Raw genomic sequence first — 16,834 nt, forward strand, 5'->3', positions numbered from 1 at the left:
GCCGTACGGGTTGCGGGAGGCGCCACGGACCATCCGCTCGCAGGGCGCCCCCTTACCCCTGAGGTAATCGACCCCCGCCGGCGGGCCCGGCAAGGTTGTTCCTACCGGATCCGGTCCGGCGCACTCCGGCCCGGATCCGGCCATCTTTTCCTGCTGTTCCCTGCTGCTCCCTTCTGCTGACGGAGGCCGGTTTCCCATGTCGACGTACTCTGCGTTCCCGCTCACCGCACTGGCCCGCACGAACGACCCGAAGACCATGCTGCGCCGCTTCCTCGCCCTGGACGCGGTCGTCACCGCCGGGAACGGACTCGCGTACGCGGCTGCCTCGGGCCCGCTGGGGCGCTTCCTCGGCGTCGACGCGGGGCTCCTGCTCGGCCTCGGTGTCGCCCTCGTGGTGTACGGCGCCGGCGTCGGCCACCTCGCGTCGCGCAAGAGCCCGCCCGCGCTCGCCGTCCGGGCGGTGATCGAGGTGAACGCGATCTGGGCGGTGCTCGGCGTCGTCGCCGTCATCGCCTGGCTCTCGCCGACCACGGCGGGCGCGGTGTGGATCCCGCTCCAGGCCGTGGTCGTCGGCGCCTTCGCCGCCGTGCAGTACGCGGCGCTGCGGGCCCTGCGCAACTAGGGCTGTTCGTTCCCTGCCCCGCGCGCGTCGAAGCGGCTGCGGGCGGCCTCGATCTCGGCGAGGTACCGGTGCGTCCAGGCGCACATGCCGTCGACCGTGGCGAGCAGCCCCTCGCCCGCCTCGGTCAGGCGGTACTCGACGCGCGGCGGCACGGTGGCGTACACCGTCCGGTGCACGACGCCGTCGCGCTCCAGGCCGCGCAGGGTCTGCGCGAGCATCTTGTGGCTGATGCCGTCCACCGCGGTCCGCAGCTCGGTGAAGCGCAGCGTCCGGTCGGCCAGGGCGTTGATGATCAGGAGCGCCCACTTGTTGGCCACGCCCGAGAAGATCTCGCGGGCCAGCGAGTCGGCGCGGGTCAGGTCCGCGTCGTCGGGCAGGCCGCCGCTCTGCTTGTTCCGCATGCCCTAGGAACCCGCGGACCGCAGGAACTTGACCGTCGCCGGGTCGGCCGGGAGCAGCGTCTCGATGGCCAGCTCGGCGACCGTCACGTCCATGGGGGTGTTGAAGGTGGAGATCGACGAGACGAAGGAGAGCAGGTGTCCGTCGTGCTCGATGCGCAGGGGCAGCGCGAGGTAGGGCAGGCCGTTCGGCGGCCCGTCGCCATCGATGACATCGACACCGGGATCCGCCACGGGATACGCCGCCACCTCCTCGTACACCGCACGCAGCGCGTCGGACCGCTGCAACGCGATCTGCCGCTCCATCTGGTGCAGCAGATGCCCCCGCCACTCGCGCAGATTGCGGATCTTGGGGGCCAGGCCCTCGGGGTGCAGCGTGAGCCGCATGGCGTTCAGCGGCGGCTTGAGGAGGTGCTCCGGGACGCCGTCGAGGATCATCGCGATGCCGTTGTTCGCGGCGACCACGTCGTACGCCGCGTCGACGACCAGGGCGGGATAGGGCTCGTACCCGCGCAGGAGCTGATCGAGGCCCTCCCGCAGGGCGCCCATCGAAGGGTCGTCCATCGGGGTCTCGCGGAATCGGGGCGCGTAACCCGCCGCGAGAAGCAGGGAGTTGCGGTCCCGCACGGGTACGTCGAGGTGCTCGGCGAGGCGCAGCACGAGCTCCTCGCTCGGGCGTGACCTGCCGGTCTCGATGAAACTGATGTGCCGCGCGGAGGAGTCGGCGCGCAGCGCCAGGTCCAGCTGGCTCACCTTGCGCCGTTCGCGCCAGCCGCGCAGCAGCGGGCCGACACCGGTACTTTCCCTGATGGGCACGGCAGTTGTCATACCCAGACAGTAATCGAAGGGGTGCGCGATCCGCCGGGGTCCGCGGCGCGGGTCGCGCGGCCGGTGGCCTGTTCAGGGCCGGGCGGGGAGCGGTGTGGCAGGCTGAGGGACATACGTCCGTCCATTCGTTCACGAGTGCGTTCGCACGGGAAAGGGGCGCGGTCATGCCAGTCGAACCGCTGTCGCAGAAGGACGTCGAGGAGCGGCTCGCGGAGCTGCCCGGCTGGTCGCTCGAAGGCGGCCGGATCACCCGCTCGTACCAGCTCGGCTCGCACTTCGCGGCCACCGCGATGGTCGTCCACGTCGCGCAGATCCAGGAGGAGCTCGGCCACCACTCCGAGCTGACGCTCGGCTACAACACTGTCTCCCTGGCCGTGAACACCCACAGCGCCGACGGCGCCATCACCACGCTCGACTTCGACCTGGCCCGCAGGGTCGAGGAGTCGGCGGTCGGGCACGGAGCGGTCTGAGCGCCGATGCTGGACTACAGCAGGGAAGCCGACCGCTATGACGCGTCGCGCGGCGGCGAGCCCCGCGCCGACGCCGCTGCCGCCGCGGTCCGGAGCCTGCTGCCGCCGGACGCCCGCACGCTGCTCGACGTCGCCTGCGGCACGGGCCTGGTCACCCGGCGCCTCGCCGGGGCGGACCTGCGGGTGACCGGCGTGGACTCGGCGTCCAGCATGGCGCGCATGGCGTCGGGGCGGCTGCCGGGCTCCGTCGTCCTGGGCGACAGCCGTCAACTCCCCTTCGCCGACGCGTCGTTCGACGCGGTGTGCGCGGTGTGGCTGCTGCATCTGCTGTCCGGTACCGATGAGGGGGCGGCGGTCGTCGCCGAGTGCGCCCGTGTGCTGCGGCCCGGCGGCGTGTTCGTCACGACCGTCGACAAGGCCGCGGCGCACGACGTCGGCAGCGACATCGACGCGGCACTCGCCCCGCGCCCGGTGCTGCCCGCGGTCGACGGCGCCGGGGCGGTCGCGGCGTACGCGGCCGCGCGCGGCCTGACACCGGCGGGCGAGGCCTGGTTCCGGGGCCACGGCCAGGGCCGCACGCCCCGCTCGACGATCGCCGACGTCCACCGGGGCTGGTTCACCCAGATCCCGTCCGACGGCCCTCTGGCCGCACGGATCACCCGCGCTCTCGCGAGCCTCCCCGACCAGGAAGTACCGCGCCCGGACCCGCACTTCACCCTCAGGTCGTTCCGGAAACCGCCCGCCGGGTGAACCGCATCGACCAGTTGTCCAGCCAGGTCTGCCCGCCGTCGACGGAGAATGCCTGCTCCCAGACGGCGGTGCGCGCGGAGATGCCCGACCAGACGAAGCGGACACGCACGGGCCTGCCGTCGTACGTGTCGTCGCCGTGGAACTCGCCCCGGCCGTCCGCGCCGAACCGGCCGAAGACGGGCGGGAAGAGCTTGCCGCTGCGGCTCGACGACCAGTTCAGCGACCAGTCCTCGGTCTCGCGGTCGAAGAGCCGCAGCGTGAGCCCCATGAAGCCCTCGCCGGAACAGTCCATCTCGTCGATGTTGGCGGCTCCGCCGAAGAGGCTCCAGCAGCGGCTGACGGCCGTGAACTCCTCCCACTCGCCCGCCGGGTCGAGGAAGTCCTTCCTGCGGCGGTGCGCGACGTCCCAGTCGCCGAAGAAGAAGTCGAAGTCGTGCGGGCTGCTCATGGGCGGTGGTCTCCTGTGGTGCCGTCGGGCAGGGTGTCGTTGATGTAGGCATCGAGGGCGGGGCGCTCGGGGGCGAGCATGTGCCGGACCCAGGCGTCGCGTTCGTGGAGCAGGGGCGGCAGTTCCCAGACGCAGCCGATCAGCGGCCGGTCCAGGAGCATGAAGTGCGTCGGATCCCGGTCGGGGCAGCCGAGCGCCGGCTGGCCCGCGACGGCGACACGGCAGTGCAGGACGTTGTCCCACACCCAGCTGTACGCGTTGAGGTACGCACCGCTGTCCCCGCCCCGGTGCAGCACCACGAACGTCGCGGGCGGCGTACCGTCCGGCTCGGGCAGCAGCCCGGGCAGGAACGCGTACGCCGCCTTCTCCACGCCGGGATCGATGCCCGCCGCATCCGCGGTGACGTGATAGCGCTTGACGCGGCGTCCCGCGACCTCGACGGGCGGCGGCGAGTACCGCAGTTTCTCCTGAAAGGGCATGTCAGGGACGCTAGGCCCACTTCACTGACATCCTGTGTCAGTGAAGTTGCGGACATACGCGAAGAACGCCCGGGCGGGGGCGCGGTGAAGGCGGACCGGCTCGTCTCGATCCTCCTGCTGCTCCAGACCAGGGGACGGATGACGGCTGCCCGGCTGGCCGGCGAGCTCGAGGTGTCGGTGCGAACGGTCTACCGGGACGTGGAGGCCCTGCACACCGCCGGGATCCCGCTCTACGGGGACGCAGGCCACGCGGGCGGCTACCGCCTCCTGGACGGCTACCGCACCCGGCTCACCGGCCTGTCCGCGCCGGAGGCCCGGGCGCTCTTCCTGGCGGGCGCGCCGGGCCCCGCCGCCGACCTGGGCCTCGGCCCGGTCCTCGCCGCCGCGCAGCTCAAGGTGCGCGCGGCGCTCCCGGCGGAACTGCGCCCGCACGCCGACCGTGTGAGCGCCCGCTTCCACCTCGACGCCCCCGGCTGGTACGCGCGCCCCGACGACGTGCCGCACCTGTCCGCCGTCGCCGACGCGGTCTGGAACAGCCGGGTCCTGCACGTCCGCTACCGCCGCTGGCAGGCCCCCACCGAAGTGGAGCGCAGCCTGCGGCCGTACGGCCTCGTCCTCAAGGCGGGCCGCTGGTACGTCGTCGCTGCGGCCACGGAATCCGGCGGCCCGCCGCGCACCTACCGGGTCGACCAGATCCTGCGACTCGACGCGGCGCAGGAGGAGTTCACCGTTCCTTCCGACTTCGACCTGGCGGCGTACTGGGAGTCGTACCAGGAGGCCTTCCACGCACGGCTCCAGCAGGGCGAGGCGGTCGTGCGTCTCGCCCCGCACGCCGTGCCCCGCCTGCCTGGCCCCGCTGCCCGCGCGGCCGAGGCGACGGGCCGCACCGAAGCCGACGGCGACGGCTGGATCAGGGCCGTGCTGCCCATCGAGTCCGTCGACCACGCCCACGACGACTTCCTGCGCCTGGGCGCGGACATCGAGGTACTGGAACCCCCGGAACTACGGGCGAGGTTGGCGTCGACGGCGGAGCAGCTGCACCAACGCTATTCCTGACGCGCACACCCCCGCACAGCCCACCGCGTTTGCCGAAACCGCAAGGCGACTGGCCAGGAGAGGGGGTGCGGCGCAGGCTGGGAAACGGCTCCGGCCCTACTTCCGAACCCACACGAAGGCGGCGGCAAACGATGGCTCACGGTCACGATCACGGGCACGGCGAGGCGCACGGCCACAAGCACGGCGGGTCACACGGCCACCACCACGAGGACATCGACTGGGCCACGATGGGCCCGATGCTGGAGCGGAACGCACAGCTCGCGGCGGACCAGAACCGCGAGATCGCCGCATGGCTGCGCACCTGGCAGCCGGAGCCGGCCCTGATCGCGGACGTGGGCGCCGGATCGGGCTCGGTCTCCTTCCTCCTCGCCGAGATCTTCCCCAAGGCGGAGGTGATCGCGGTGGACCCGGCTCAGCCGCTCCTGGAGCGCGCACGGGCGCGGGCCGACCGGGAGGGCCTGACGGACCGGGTCGGCACCCTGCAAGCCGAACTCCCGGAGGGCATCGGCGCGTTGCCGCCCGCTGACCTCCTCTGGATCGGCCGGGCCCTGCACCACGTCGGCGACCAGCAGGCGGCGCTAGCCGCCCTCGCCGACCGCCTCGCACCGGGCGGCGCGATCGCCCTCCTGGAGGGCGGCCTGAACCCCCGCAGCCTGCCCCGAGACATCGGCTTCGGCCGACCGGGCCTGCAGACCCGCTTCGACCTGGCGGACGAGACATGGTTCGCGCGGATGCGCGCGGAACTGCCGGGCGCGAAGGCGGTCACGGAGGACTGGCCCGCGCTCCTCACCGAAGCGGGCCTGCGTCACGCGGGCACCCGCTCGTTCCTCCTGGACCTCCCGGCCCCCGTCTCCGAGGCCACCCGCACCCACCTCGTCACCGAGCTCTCGCGCCGCCGCGAGATGCACGCGGAGACGCTCGACGCCGACGACCTGACCACCGTCGACCGCCTCCTGGACGCGAACGACGAACAGAGCCTGCACCACCGGCCCGACGTGTTCCTGCTGTCGGCGCAGACGGTGCATGTGGGGGTCAAGGGCTAGGCACCCGCACAGAGTTGAAGGGCGCCGCCGCCGGTGCACACCGGCGACGGCGCCCTTCGGCGCCCTTCAAGGAGTTTCTAGACCACGTCGAACGTGGCCGGGTCCGGGCCGAGGCGGCGGTCCTCGTTCAGGGCGCTGATCGCCGAGATGTCCTCGGGGTCGAGCTCGAAGCCGAAGACGTCGATGTTCTCCTTGATCCGCGACGGGGTCACGGACTTGGGGATCACCACGTTGCCCAGCTGGATGTGCCAGCGCAGGACGACCTGGGCGGGCGTGCGGGCGTGCTTCTGGGCGATCGCGACGATCGCCGGGACCTCGAGCAGACCCTTGCCCTGGCCGAGCGGGGACCAGGCTTCCGTGGTGATGCCCTGCTCCGCGTGGAACTCGCGGGAGGCGCGCTGCTGGAGGTGCGGATGGAGCTCGATCTGGTTGACGGCCGGGATGACCGACGTCTCGCCGAGCAGCTTCTCCAGGTGCTCGGGCAGGAAGTTCGAGACACCGATGGCCCGCGCGCGGCCGTCGGCGTGGATCTTCTCGAAGGCCTTGTACGTGTCCGTGGCGAGGTTCTTGGAGGGCAGCGGCCAGTGGATCAGATACAGGTCCACCTGGTCGAGACCGAGCTTCTCCAGGGAGGTGTCGAAGGCGCGGAGCGTCGAGTCGTAGCCCTGGTCGGCGTTCCAGAGCTTCGTGGTGACGAAGAGCTCGTCGCGGGCGATGCCGGAAGCGGCGATGGCCCTGCCGGTGCCCTCTTCGTTGCCGTACACGGCCGCGGTGTCGATGCTGCGGTACCCGGCCTCCAGCGCCGTCGCGACCGCGGTCTCGGCCTCGTCGTCCGGGACCTGCCAGACGCCGAAGCCGAGCTGCGGCATCTCGACGCCATTGTTCAGGATGATCGGGGGGACCTTGCTCACGAGCTCTCGATCCTTAAGTCGTCGGGTGGTACTCCCATGGTCAACGATCACATGCGGTACAGCATTCCTTGACCACGTGCGAGTGAAGTGCGGCCGCGTTTTTTGGTCCGAACCATTGACCGCGTTCCGTCATACCGCGACTCTATTGCACGCTGCTGAACGCAGAACACTCATGTGAACGCCCGGTGAACTCCTCACCGCACCCTGCTGTACCCCCTCAACAGGGGACTCCCGCGTCTTCGAATCGTTAGGAACCTTTCCTGACAATGCAAAGGAGAGCACACCCCCCATGTCACACACCCCCCGCACGACCTCCCGCAGAACACTCACCGCACTGACCGCCGCCGGAGTCCTCGCCACGGCAGGCTCCCTCGCCCTGGCGGCGCAGTCGTCCGCAGCACCCCCCGAGGCATCGGCGGCGGTGTCGGCCAAGGCGTCCGGCACCATCCACGCCGCCCCGTACGAGTACCTCGGCTGGGGCAGCCCGCAGAAGCCCACCGACGTGATGGCCGCGACCGGCGTCAAGTGGTTCACGCTCGCCTTCATCCTGTCCGACGGCGGCTGCAACCCGGCCTGGGACGGCAGCCGCCCGCTGAAGGGCGGCTCCGACGAGTCCGCCATCAAGTCCATACGCGGCGCGGGCGGCGACATCGTGGTCTCCGTCGGCGGCTGGAGCGGCGCCAAGCTCGGCGAGAAGTGCTCCAGCGCCACCGCGCTCGCCGGGGCCTACCAGAAGGTCATCGACGCCTACAAACTCAAGGCGTTCGACATCGACATCGAGGACACCGAGTTCAGCAACGCGACCGTGCGCCAGCGCGTGGTCGACGCCCTCAAGATCGTGAAGCAGAAGAACCCCGGGATCGTCACCTACGTGACCATGGGCACGACCCCGAGCGGTCCCGACGCCACCGGCAAGGACCTCATCAAGCGCGGCGCGGCGGCCGGACTCGACAACAACGCCTGGGTGATCATGCCCTTCGACTTCGGCAGCCACAGCGGTTCCATGGGCGACGCGTCGGTCAGCGCCCTCGAAGGCCTGAAGAACACGGTCAAGAGCGCCTACGGCTACAGCGACGCCGACGCGTACAAGCGCATCGGTGTCTCCTCGATGAACGGCAAGACCGATGTGGCGGGCGAGACCGTCACCACGAACGACTTCAAGAAGATCCTCGCCTACGCGCAGCAGCACCACATCGCGCGGTACTCCTTCTGGGCCGTCAACCGCGACCGCGACTGCTCGTCCGGCGGCAGCGCAGGGGACTCGTGCAGCGGCGTGTCGCAGGCACCGTACGAATTCACCAAGATCGTTGCCCAGTACGGGGGTTGAGATCGCGGCGTGCTAGGTCGCGGCGGTTCCGAGATACGCGTCCCGCACCGCGGGGTCCGCGCGTACCTCGGCCGCCGTGCCCTCGGCGAGGACCTTGCCCAGGTCGAGCACCACCACGCGGGCGCAGAGCTCCATCACGAAGGCGACGTTGTGCTCGACGAGGAGCACGGCGCAGTTCTCCTCCTCCGCGAGGTGCCGGACGACGGCCGACAGCTGGGCTCGCTCGCCGGCCGTCATGCCGGAAGCGGGCTCGTCGAGGAGCAGCACTCCCGGCGGGTCCGCCACCGCGCGCGCCAGTTCCACCATGCGGGCCCGGCCGACGGGGAGCGCGCCCGCGTAGTCGCCGGCCAGGCTCTCGAGTCCGCACTCCTTCAGCACGGTCGAGGCGCGGGCCCGCCTGCCCCTCTCCTGCGTGCGCCGGGTGGGCGCCGCGAGGAGATCGGCGGCGAATCCGCCACCGCCGCCCCGCCACTCCTGCGCGACGAGCAGGTTGTCGGCCACCGTCAGCTGCCCGAAGAGCTGCTGGCGCTGGAAGGTGCGGCGCATGCCGTGCCGGGCGCGCCAGACGGGGGAGCGGCGGGTGATGTCGGTGCCTTCCAGCAGGACGCGGCCACGGTCGGGGCGGCGGATGCCGGAGACGACGTCGAACAGCGTGGTCTTTCCCGCGCCGTTGGGCCCGATGAGTCCGCAGACCTCGCCGGGGCGCAGGCTCAGGTCCACGTCGGTGAGGGCATGGATGCCGCCGAAGCTGACTCCGATGCCGCGGGCTTCGAGGATGCGGTCGCTCATGGCCGGCCCACTCCTTCCGTGCGGCCCCGCGCGGCTATGCCCAGATAGGCCTCGGTCAGTTGATCCGCCCTGACCTCGGAGCGCGGGCCGCACCAGGAGACCCGGCCCTGTGCGAGGTAGGCGACGGTGTCGGCGATGCCGAGGATCTCGGCGGCCTTCTCCTCCACCAGGAGCAACCCCGTTCCCGCGTCGCGGAGTTCGGCGAGGAGGCGGAAGACCTCGTCGACCACGCGGGGTGCGAGGCCGAGGGACGGTTCGTCGGCGATGAGCACCTTCGGCGGACGCTGGAGGAGGGGTGCGAGGGAGAGCATCTGCTGTTCTCCCCCGGAGAGGGAGCCCGCAGTGACCTTTCGCCGTGCGGCGAGGCCGGGGAAGCGGGCGTACACGGCATCGCGGGCGTCCCCCTCCGGGAGGTGCAGGGCGAGGTTCTCCTCGATGGTGAGGGAGGGGAAGATGCCGCGGCCTTCGGGGGCAAGGACGACTCCCGCCCGTGAGCGGTGGACGGGGCCGGTGCGCGTGGCGTCCTGCCCGGCGACGCGGATCTCCCCGTCGGCGGGCGTGATCAGCCCCGCGGCGGCTCGGCACGTCGTGGACTTGCCCGCTCCGTTGGGGCCGAGGAGGGCGAGGATCTCGCCGGGGCGGACGGTGAGGGTCACTCCGTGCAGGACGGGGGTGCCGTCGTAGCCCGCGTGGACGTCGCGCAGGGCCAGAGCGGGTGTCCTTTCCTCGATCCCGCCCCTGCCCGGAATCGGCTCCGCCGCCACCGGTGGCCGTCGGTCACCGGCTCCGGCGAGTCCGTCCTCGATTTCCCCCGGGCTTCGTGCGGGGGGACCCCCACGGGCCGCAACCCCCGCCACGCGCCGCCGATGCATCCGTACCGAAACCGCCGCGCAGTACCCGTCAGGATCATTGGCCAGCGCAAGCCCCGCCAACCCGAACAAGATCACTGGCAATTGCACGGACTCCGTCACGTAGTCCGCGATCAGATGCGGCACGATCGCGAAGACGAGCCCGGCCACCACCGCGAACTGCGGCCTGCGCACCCCCGCGGCCACCACCACCGCGAGCCACACGAGCCCCGTCATCGCGGTGAAGTCCGTCGCGGTGATACGGGTGTTGAACGACGCGTACATCACGCCGCCGAACCCCGCCATCCCCGCCGACAGGGTGAAGAGGAGCAGCTTGGTGCGCACCACCGAGACGCCGGAGGCCATGGCGGCGGCCGGAGCGGACCGCACCGCCAGCATCGCCCGTCCCGTGGCCGACCCCCGCAGCGCACTCAGCGCGGCGACGGCCACCGCCACCAGGACGACCATCGCCACGCCCATCGCCCGGTCGTCGCCCAGGTCGACGGGACCGAAGACGGCACGCGGAATCTCCCACCCGGTGTCACCGTTCCTCAACCACCCCATTTGGAAGAGGACTTGGTCGGCGAGGAACGCCAGGGCGAGCGTGGCGAGAGCCAAGGACCGCCCACCCAACCGCAGCGCCGGCAGCGCGACCAGGGCGCCGAGCACCGCCGCCCCGCACGTTCCCACGAGGGCCGCGGCGATGAACGGCCACCCGTGGCTCATCAGGAGCCCCGCCACGAGCGCCGCGCCCGTCACGAACGTCGCCTGCGCCAGGGACACCATCGCGCCGAGCCCCGTCACCACGGTGAAGGAGATGAAGACCAGCGAGATCGCGAGACCCTGCGCGAGGATGCCGCTCCAGAAGGGCGTGGTCACCGTATAGAAGGAGAGCGCGAGCAGCACGCCGCCCACCGCCCACGGCCCCCACCTGCGCAGCCACGACTTCCCGGCGAGATAGTCGATCGGCGGCGCGTCCACCGCCGCCGTGCCCGCCGTCCGCTGCCGCCGCGTCATCACGAGCAGCCCGGCGAAAAGGATCAGGAACGGGACGGCCGTACGGAAGCCGGTGATCTTCTCCGCGAAATCCGCGTACCCGGCGACCAGATTCTGCAGCACACCCAGTCCGAGCCCGCCCGCGAACGCCAGCGGAATCGACATGAAGCGCCCGAGTACGGCGGCGGTGGCCGACACGAAGAGGAAGAGGGTGAAGTCGTGGGACGACAACCCCAGCAAGGGAGTCGCAAGGACACCCGCCAACCCCGCAAGACCTGACGACAGCATCCACGCCACCGAGGAGAGCCGGTCCGCGCTCATGCCCCGCAGCTCCACGAGCGAGCGGTTGTCCACCGCGGCCCGCAGCCGAAGGCCCAGCGGTGTGTGCCGCATCAGGACCCACAGGCCGATCGCGACCACGGCCGTCGCGACCCAGGTGATCAGCTGGTCGGAGTCGATACCGACCCCGTCCATGAGCTGCCAGTTCTCGGCGGGGCTCGGCCCGACGCCCGGCAGCCCGAACTGGTTCTCGGCCGGTTTGACGGGCGCTCCCGCGTCCTCAAGGAGCTCGACCGCCCACAGACCGAGCGCGGGCAGCGCGACGAGCAGCCCGATCGTCGCCACGATCTGCGCGGTCTCGCCCACCCTCGCCAGCTTGCGGAACATCAGCCGGTCAAGACCCCAGCCGAGCGCGGGCGCCACCACACACACGAGAAGGAGTGCCGTCGGCACGGCGGGCCAGCCGAAGCCGGAGTGCAGTTCGTAGAAGGCGAGCGCGCAGAGGTAGGCGGTCGCTCCGTGCGCGAAGTTGAAGAGGCCGGACGCGGAGTAGGACAGGACGAGGCCCGTCGCGAGCAGCGCGTACAGGGCGCCGGAGACGAGACCGCTCAGCACGAATCCCAGCAGGTCGGACATGGCTGCCCCGCCCTTCTACTCAGACGTCTACTTGAAGGGGATGGGTTCGTAGCACGTGAAGGGCGCGGACACCTCGTACTTCCCGTCCTTGAGCTGGACGAGCGCGCCGCAGCCGAACGACTCCTTCTGGCCTTTGGGCAGGCTGCGGTCGCCGACCATCGTGTCCTTGTCGGCGAAGCCGTTCGCCGCCTCCTGGAAGGAGTCGACGGTCAGGTTCTTGCCCGCCTTCTCGGCGACGGCGAGGAAGAGGTCCGCCGACATATAGCCGGTCATCATGTGCATGTTGAGCGGCACATCCTCGCCCGCCGTCTTCCTGATGTCGGCCTTGAACTGCTTCATCGCCGCGGTGTTCTGCTCGAACGGCTGGAAGGCGAGGAGGATGTGCACGCCGTCGAGCGCCTTCTTCGTCGCGCTCTTGGCGAGCAGACCGGGGTCGTAGTCGGTCGGGTCGGTGATCACACCCTTGAACCCGGAGCGCTTGACGGCCGTGAACAGGCCGATGTTGTACGGGGTCTGCATCACGGAGATGACGACGTCCGGCGCCTTGCCGCCATCCGAGCGCAGGATCTCCTTGGTGTACGCCGACCAGTCGCTGGGCACGGAGGTCGCGGGGACGGTCGACTTGGCGTACGTCACCTTGTAACCGGCGGCGGCGAAGCTCTGCTTGTAGGTGCGGATGGCGAAGGTGCCCGCGTCGTTGTCGTTGGCGAGGATCGCCACGGACTTGCCCTTCGACCCTTCCGTCACCTTCTTCAGGCCCTCGGGCCAGCTCTGTGTGATGGTGCCGCCCGGCATCGGCACCATGCAGCCGCCGAAGCCGTACATGTAACTGGGGCCGCAGAACGGCGGGATGGTGCCCCAGCCGAACGTGGGGACCTTCTGCTTCTGCAGGAAGTCCGATCCCGAGAAGGTGACCGAGCTCATCGGCGCGATGGCGAACACCTTGTCCTGCTGGACGAGTTTGCGCGCCGCCGCGAGATTCTTGCCGGGGTCCTGGCCGTCGTCCTCCGCGCCCAGGTAGTCGATCTTCCGCCCGTGCACGCCGCCTTCGGCGTTCGCGCGCTCGAAACGGGCCTTGGCCCCGAGATCGGTGTCCTTCTTGCTGTAACCGCTCGCGGTCGTCATGGAGACGATGCCGCCGACCTTGACGGAGTCGGCGCTCACCCCGCGTACGGAGCCGCCCGCCTTGTCGCCGCCGCTCGAACCGCTGCTGTTGGACGCGGAGTTGCAGGCGGTGGCCAGCAGCAGTGCGGCCACGGTGGCGGTGATGGTGCGGATCGAACGCGACACGGGTCAGCCCCCTCCGACGAAGTGAGGGTGATTCTGTGCGCGACCTGATGAACCGTCAATAACTGACGCGGCGGTAATTGATGAACCGTCAGAAACTCGCCGCGCTCACCTCACGCCCGGTACAGAGCCTCGACCTCCGCCGAGTAGGCCGTCTCGATGGCCTTGCGCTTGAGCTTCAGCGAAGGGGTCAGCAACCCGTGCTCCTCCGAGAACTGGTGCGCCAGTATCCGGAACGTACGGATCGACTCGGCCTGCGAGACCAGGGTGTTGGCGGCCACCACGGCCCGCCGCACCTCGGTCTCCAGATCCGGGTCGCGCACCAGGTCGTTCGGGGGCATCGACGGCTTGCGCCGCATGGTCAGCCAGTGCTCGACGGCCTCGCCGTCCAGGGTGACGAGCGCCGCGATGTAGGGCCGGTCGTTGCCCACGACGATGCACTGCGCGACCAGCGGATGATCGCGTACCCGCTCCTCCAGCTGCCCCGGCGAGACGCTCTTGCCGCCGGAGGTCACCAGGATCTCCTTCTTGCGCCCGGTGATCGTGAGGTAACCGTCCTCGTCGAGCGCGCCCAGGTCACCGGTGGCGAGCCAGCCGTCGTGCAGGGTCGAGTCGGTGGCCTTGGGGTTGTTGAGGTAGCCCTGGAAGACGTTGCCGCCGTTCAGCCAGATCTCGCCGTCGTCCGCGATGTGCACGGTGGTGCCGGGGATGGCCTGGCCCACCGTGCCGTAGCGGGTGCGCTCGGGCGGATTGGCGGTCGCGGCCGCGGTGGACTCGGTCAGGCCGTAGCCCTCGTAGATCTCGACCCCCGCGCCCGAGAAGAACAGGCCCAGGCGCCGGTCCATCCCCGAGCCGCCCGACATCGCGTGCCGCACCCGGCCGCCCATGGCGTCGCGGACCTTGGAGTAGACGAGCTTGTCGAAGAGCGAGTGCTGCATGCGCAGGGCGGCCGAAGGCCCCGGTCCGGTACCGAAGGCCCTGGCCTCCATCGCGTCCGCGTACCGCACGGCGCACTCCACGGCCTTGTCGAAGGGGCCCGACTTGCCGTCCTTCTCGGCCTTGCGCCGCGCGGCGTTGAACACCTTCTCGAAGATGTAGGGCACGGCCAGGATGAAGGAGGGCCGGAACGCCGCGAGGTCCGGGATGAGCGCCGCCGCGTTCAGGCTCGGCTGGTGGCCCAGCTTGACCCCGCCGCTGACCCCGGCCACCTGCACCATCCGTCCGAAGACGTGTGCCAGGGGCAGGAAGAGCAACGTTGTCGCCTCGTCGCCGCGCCGGGAGTGGAAGACCGGCTCCCAGCGCTGGATGACCGTCTGGGCCTCGAACATGAAGTTCGCGTGGGAGATCAGACAGCCCTTGGGGCGGCCCGTGGTGCCCGAGGTGTAGATGATCGTGGCGATCGAGTCGGGCGTGACGGCGCGCCGGTGGCGGTTGACCACCTCGTCGTCGACGTCCGCGCCCGCGCGGTTCAGCTCGTCCACGGCGTCGGCGTCCAGCTGCCACAGCCTGCGCAGCTGCGGCAGCCGGTCGATCACCGAGCCGATCGTCATCGCGTGGTCCTCGTGCTCGACCATGGCGGCCGACACCTGCGCGTCGTGCAGCATCCAGAAGACCTGCTCGGCCGAGGACGTGGGGTAGACCGGCACCACCTGGGCGCCGACCGTCCAGAGCGCGTAGTCGAAGAGCGTCCACTCGTAGCGGGTGCGGCACATGATGGCGACCCGGTCGCCGAAGCGCACGCCCTGGGCGAGCAGTCCCTTGGCGAGCGACATCACCTGGTCGCGGAATTCCGCCGATGTGACGTCACGCCACTCGCCGTCGGTCTTGCGGCCGAAGGCGATGTGGAGCGGATCCGCGAGGGCATGGTCGAACACGACGTCGGCAAGGCCGCCCACCAGCGGCGCCGACGCCATCGGAGGGTTCGTGAACTCGCGCAATGATGCTCCTTGTGGCGCTCCGCACAGCGCCGGTGACGGTACCCCACCGCGGAGCCCGGCGGGAGAGGGGTGACCGACCCCTCGGTACGTACCATTCACGCTGGTCACACGGGTAAATCCGGCCACAAGGGGAGAGGGCGGGACAGAATACTTACGGTTCAGTAAGTTTCGGTGGCGTAATCTCCACCGAATCTGTACGCAGCGATTACGGCTGTGACTGGCTCGCGGCGACCGGCTCGGCAGGTGCCGGAACCTTCGCTTCCGGTGCGCTGCCGGAAGCTCCCGGAGCCGTGCGCGCCGACCGCACCATGACCAGGACCGCCGCTCCCGCCGCCAGACCCACCACGCCCGCGACGACCGCCGCCGCGTTCAGGCCGGAGGCGAACGCCGTCCGCACCGCATGATCGGAAAGCGTGCCACGCATCGCCGCCGCGCCGCCGCCCGCGACGGTGTGAGCCGCGTCATGGCCGAGCGTGTCCTGCATGCGCGAGGTGAGGACCGTGCCGAAGACGGCGACGCCGAGCGCGTACCCGAGCTGGCGGAAGGTGTTGACCGCACCGCCCGCCATCCCGGAGTTCGCGGGCGGCACCGCCGCGAGGGCCGCGCCCCCGAGCGCCGGCGAGACCAGGCCGGTGCCGACGCCCGCGAGCGTGAGCCCGGGCACGAGCGCGCCCCAGGACGACCCGGCGTCGAGCACCGCGAGCGCGACCCCGCCCGCGCCGATCAGGAGCAGACCCACGCCGATCGTCAGCCGCGCGGGCACCCCGTGCAGGAGCCGTCCGCCGATCGCGGCCACCACGAACGAGGTCGCGGCCAGCGGCAGCATGACGAGGCTGCCGGTCACCGGGCTCATCCCGAGCACGGTCTGGAGCCAGATCGACAGATAGGGCATCAGGCCGAACGCGGCCGCGTTGTACCCGATCGCGCCGACCAGGACGCCCGTGAAGGACGGCACGCGCAGGAGCCTCAGGTCCAGCAGCGGATGCGCGACGCGGCGCTCCACGGCCACGAAGGCGGCGAGCGCGAGCACCGCGACCGCGAGGGTCACCGCGGTGGGCGCCGACGTCCAGCCCTCGGAACCGGCCCGCACCACCCCGTACGTCAGCGCGCCCGCGAAGAGCGCGAACGTCACCGTGCCCGCCCAGTCGACCCGCCGGCCCGCCTGCCCCTTCGACTCCGGCACCACGCGCAGCGTCAGCCACATCGCCGCGACGCTCACCGGCAGGTTCACGAAGAAGATCCACCGCCAGCCGGGACCCTCGGTGAGCAGCCCGCCCACGATCGGCCCCATTGCCGCCGCGGCCCCGCTGACCGCGCCCCAGACGCCGAGCGCGACCGACCGGTCCCGCCCCTGGTAGGCGGCGCCGAGCAGTGGCAGGGTCGTCGCGAACATCGCCGCGGCGCCGAGCCCCTGCAAGGCGCGGGCGGCCACCAGGACGTCCGCGTTCGTGGCGAGCCCGCAGCCGAGCGAGGCGAGCGCGAAGAGCGCCGTCCCCGCCACGTTGAGCCGTCGCCGGCCGAGCACGTCCGCCGCGGCCCCGACGCCGAGCAGCAGTGCGGCGAGGGCGAGCGCGTAGCCGTCGATCACCCACTGCAGATCACTCAGCGAGGCGTCGAGCGCCCTCGCCATGTCGGGCAGTGCCACCACCACGATGGTCACGTCCAGCAGCAGCATGAACGTCCCCAGGCATACCGCTGTGAGCGGCCCCCATGTACGCATGTCCAGTCTC

At 70.9% G+C, this 16,834-nt stretch carries 16 protein-coding genes; 6 read left to right on the plus strand and 10 right to left on the minus strand.

Features of this window, described 5'->3' with window-relative positions; all coding sequences use genetic code 11:
* Nucleotides 1–196 precede the first annotated feature (196 nt).
* A complete protein-coding gene (locus tag ABZ906_RS03190; protein WP_361198174.1) occupies nt 197–622 on the plus strand; it encodes a hypothetical protein in 426 nt (141 codons plus the stop codon).
* Here ABZ906_RS03190 and ABZ906_RS03195 read toward each other — a convergent pair.
* The gene (locus ABZ906_RS03195) at nt 619–1,023 is read right to left on the minus strand and encodes a helix-turn-helix domain-containing protein (protein WP_361376667.1); all 405 of its coding nucleotides are present in this window, start codon (nt 1,021–1,023) and stop codon (nt 619–621) included. The genes ABZ906_RS03190 and ABZ906_RS03195 overlap by 4 nt on opposite strands.
* A 3-nt stretch (nt 1,024–1,026) precedes the next feature.
* Nucleotides 1,027–1,848, minus strand: a complete 822-nt coding sequence (locus ABZ906_RS03200) for a helix-turn-helix transcriptional regulator (RefSeq protein WP_361376670.1) — start codon at nt 1,846–1,848, stop codon at nt 1,027–1,029.
* Between the two features lie 164 nt (nt 1,849–2,012).
* On the opposite strand from ABZ906_RS03200, the gene ABZ906_RS03205 reads away from it, so the two are divergent.
* Together ABZ906_RS03205 and ABZ906_RS03210 are read left to right on the plus strand one after the other, a co-directional pair.
* Nucleotides 2,013–2,318 (plus strand): 4a-hydroxytetrahydrobiopterin dehydratase, encoded by a 306-nt coding sequence (locus tag ABZ906_RS03205; RefSeq protein WP_361376673.1) that lies wholly within the window; start codon nt 2,013–2,015, stop codon nt 2,316–2,318.
* Between the two features lie 6 nt (nt 2,319–2,324).
* The gene (locus tag ABZ906_RS03210) at nt 2,325–3,068 is read left to right on the plus strand and encodes a class I SAM-dependent methyltransferase (protein WP_361376676.1); all 744 of its coding nucleotides are present in this window, start codon (nt 2,325–2,327) and stop codon (nt 3,066–3,068) included.
* On the opposite strand, the gene ABZ906_RS03215 is transcribed toward ABZ906_RS03210, so the two are convergent.
* The gene (locus tag ABZ906_RS03215; protein WP_361376679.1) at nt 3,037–3,516 is read right to left on the minus strand and encodes a hypothetical protein; all 480 of its coding nucleotides are present in this window, start codon (nt 3,514–3,516) and stop codon (nt 3,037–3,039) included. The genes ABZ906_RS03210 and ABZ906_RS03215 overlap by 32 nt on opposite strands.
* Complete coding sequence (locus ABZ906_RS03220; protein WP_361376682.1) at nt 3,513–3,995, minus strand: hypothetical protein; 483 nt, start codon at nt 3,993–3,995, stop codon at nt 3,513–3,515. Before ABZ906_RS03220 ends, ABZ906_RS03215 begins: the two co-directional genes overlap by 4 nt.
* An 84-nt stretch (nt 3,996–4,079) precedes the next feature.
* On the opposite strand from ABZ906_RS03220, the gene ABZ906_RS03225 reads away from it, so the two are divergent.
* Together ABZ906_RS03225 and ABZ906_RS03230 are read left to right on the plus strand one after the other, a co-directional pair.
* Nucleotides 4,080–5,051, plus strand: coding sequence for a YafY family protein (locus ABZ906_RS03225; protein WP_361376685.1), 972 nt, complete (start codon nt 4,080–4,082; stop codon nt 5,049–5,051).
* Nucleotides 5,052–5,182: 131 nt separating this feature from the next.
* Nucleotides 5,183–6,094: a class I SAM-dependent methyltransferase gene (locus ABZ906_RS03230; protein ID WP_361376687.1), complete on the plus strand. Its 912-nt coding sequence runs from the start codon at nt 5,183–5,185 to the stop codon at nt 6,092–6,094.
* A gap of 77 nt (nt 6,095–6,171) precedes the next feature.
* On the opposite strand, the gene ABZ906_RS03235 is transcribed toward ABZ906_RS03230, so the two are convergent.
* Nucleotides 6,172–6,963 (minus strand): aldo/keto reductase, encoded by a 792-nt coding sequence (locus ABZ906_RS03235; protein WP_361378037.1) that lies wholly within the window; start codon nt 6,961–6,963, stop codon nt 6,172–6,174.
* A 331-nt stretch (nt 6,964–7,294) separates the two neighbouring features.
* Between ABZ906_RS03235 and ABZ906_RS03240 the strand changes: the two genes are divergently transcribed.
* A complete protein-coding gene (locus tag ABZ906_RS03240) occupies nt 7,295–8,332 on the plus strand; it encodes a chitinase (RefSeq protein ID WP_361198200.1) in 1,038 nt (345 codons plus the stop codon).
* 12 nt (nt 8,333–8,344) lie between these two features.
* Here the strand turns inward: ABZ906_RS03240 and ABZ906_RS03245 are convergent, their stop codons facing one another.
* From ABZ906_RS03245 to ABZ906_RS03265, 5 genes are all read right to left on the minus strand, one after another.
* A complete protein-coding gene (locus ABZ906_RS03245; RefSeq protein WP_361376690.1) occupies nt 8,345–9,121 on the minus strand; it encodes an ABC transporter ATP-binding protein in 777 nt (258 codons plus the stop codon).
* On the minus strand, nt 9,118–11,880 hold the full coding sequence (locus ABZ906_RS03250) for an ATP-binding cassette domain-containing protein (RefSeq protein ID WP_361376693.1): 2,763 nt from the start codon (nt 11,878–11,880) through the stop codon (nt 9,118–9,120). Before ABZ906_RS03250 ends, ABZ906_RS03245 begins: the two co-directional genes overlap by 4 nt.
* A 27-nt stretch (nt 11,881–11,907) precedes the next feature.
* Nucleotides 11,908–13,170: an ABC transporter substrate-binding protein gene (locus tag ABZ906_RS03255; protein WP_361376696.1), complete on the minus strand. Its 1,263-nt coding sequence runs from the start codon at nt 13,168–13,170 to the stop codon at nt 11,908–11,910.
* Between the two features lie 110 nt (nt 13,171–13,280).
* Complete coding sequence (locus ABZ906_RS03260; RefSeq protein WP_361376699.1) at nt 13,281–15,104, minus strand: AMP-binding protein; 1,824 nt, start codon at nt 15,102–15,104, stop codon at nt 13,281–13,283.
* Nucleotides 15,105–15,309: 205 nt separating this feature from the next.
* Complete coding sequence (locus tag ABZ906_RS03265; RefSeq protein WP_361376702.1) at nt 15,310–16,824, minus strand: MFS transporter; 1,515 nt, start codon at nt 16,822–16,824, stop codon at nt 15,310–15,312.
* Nucleotides 16,825–16,834 lie beyond the last annotated feature (10 nt).

Source organism: Streptomyces sp. NPDC046925, from assembly GCF_040644915.1.
Lineage (GTDB): Bacteria > Actinomycetota > Actinomycetes > Streptomycetales > Streptomycetaceae > Streptomyces.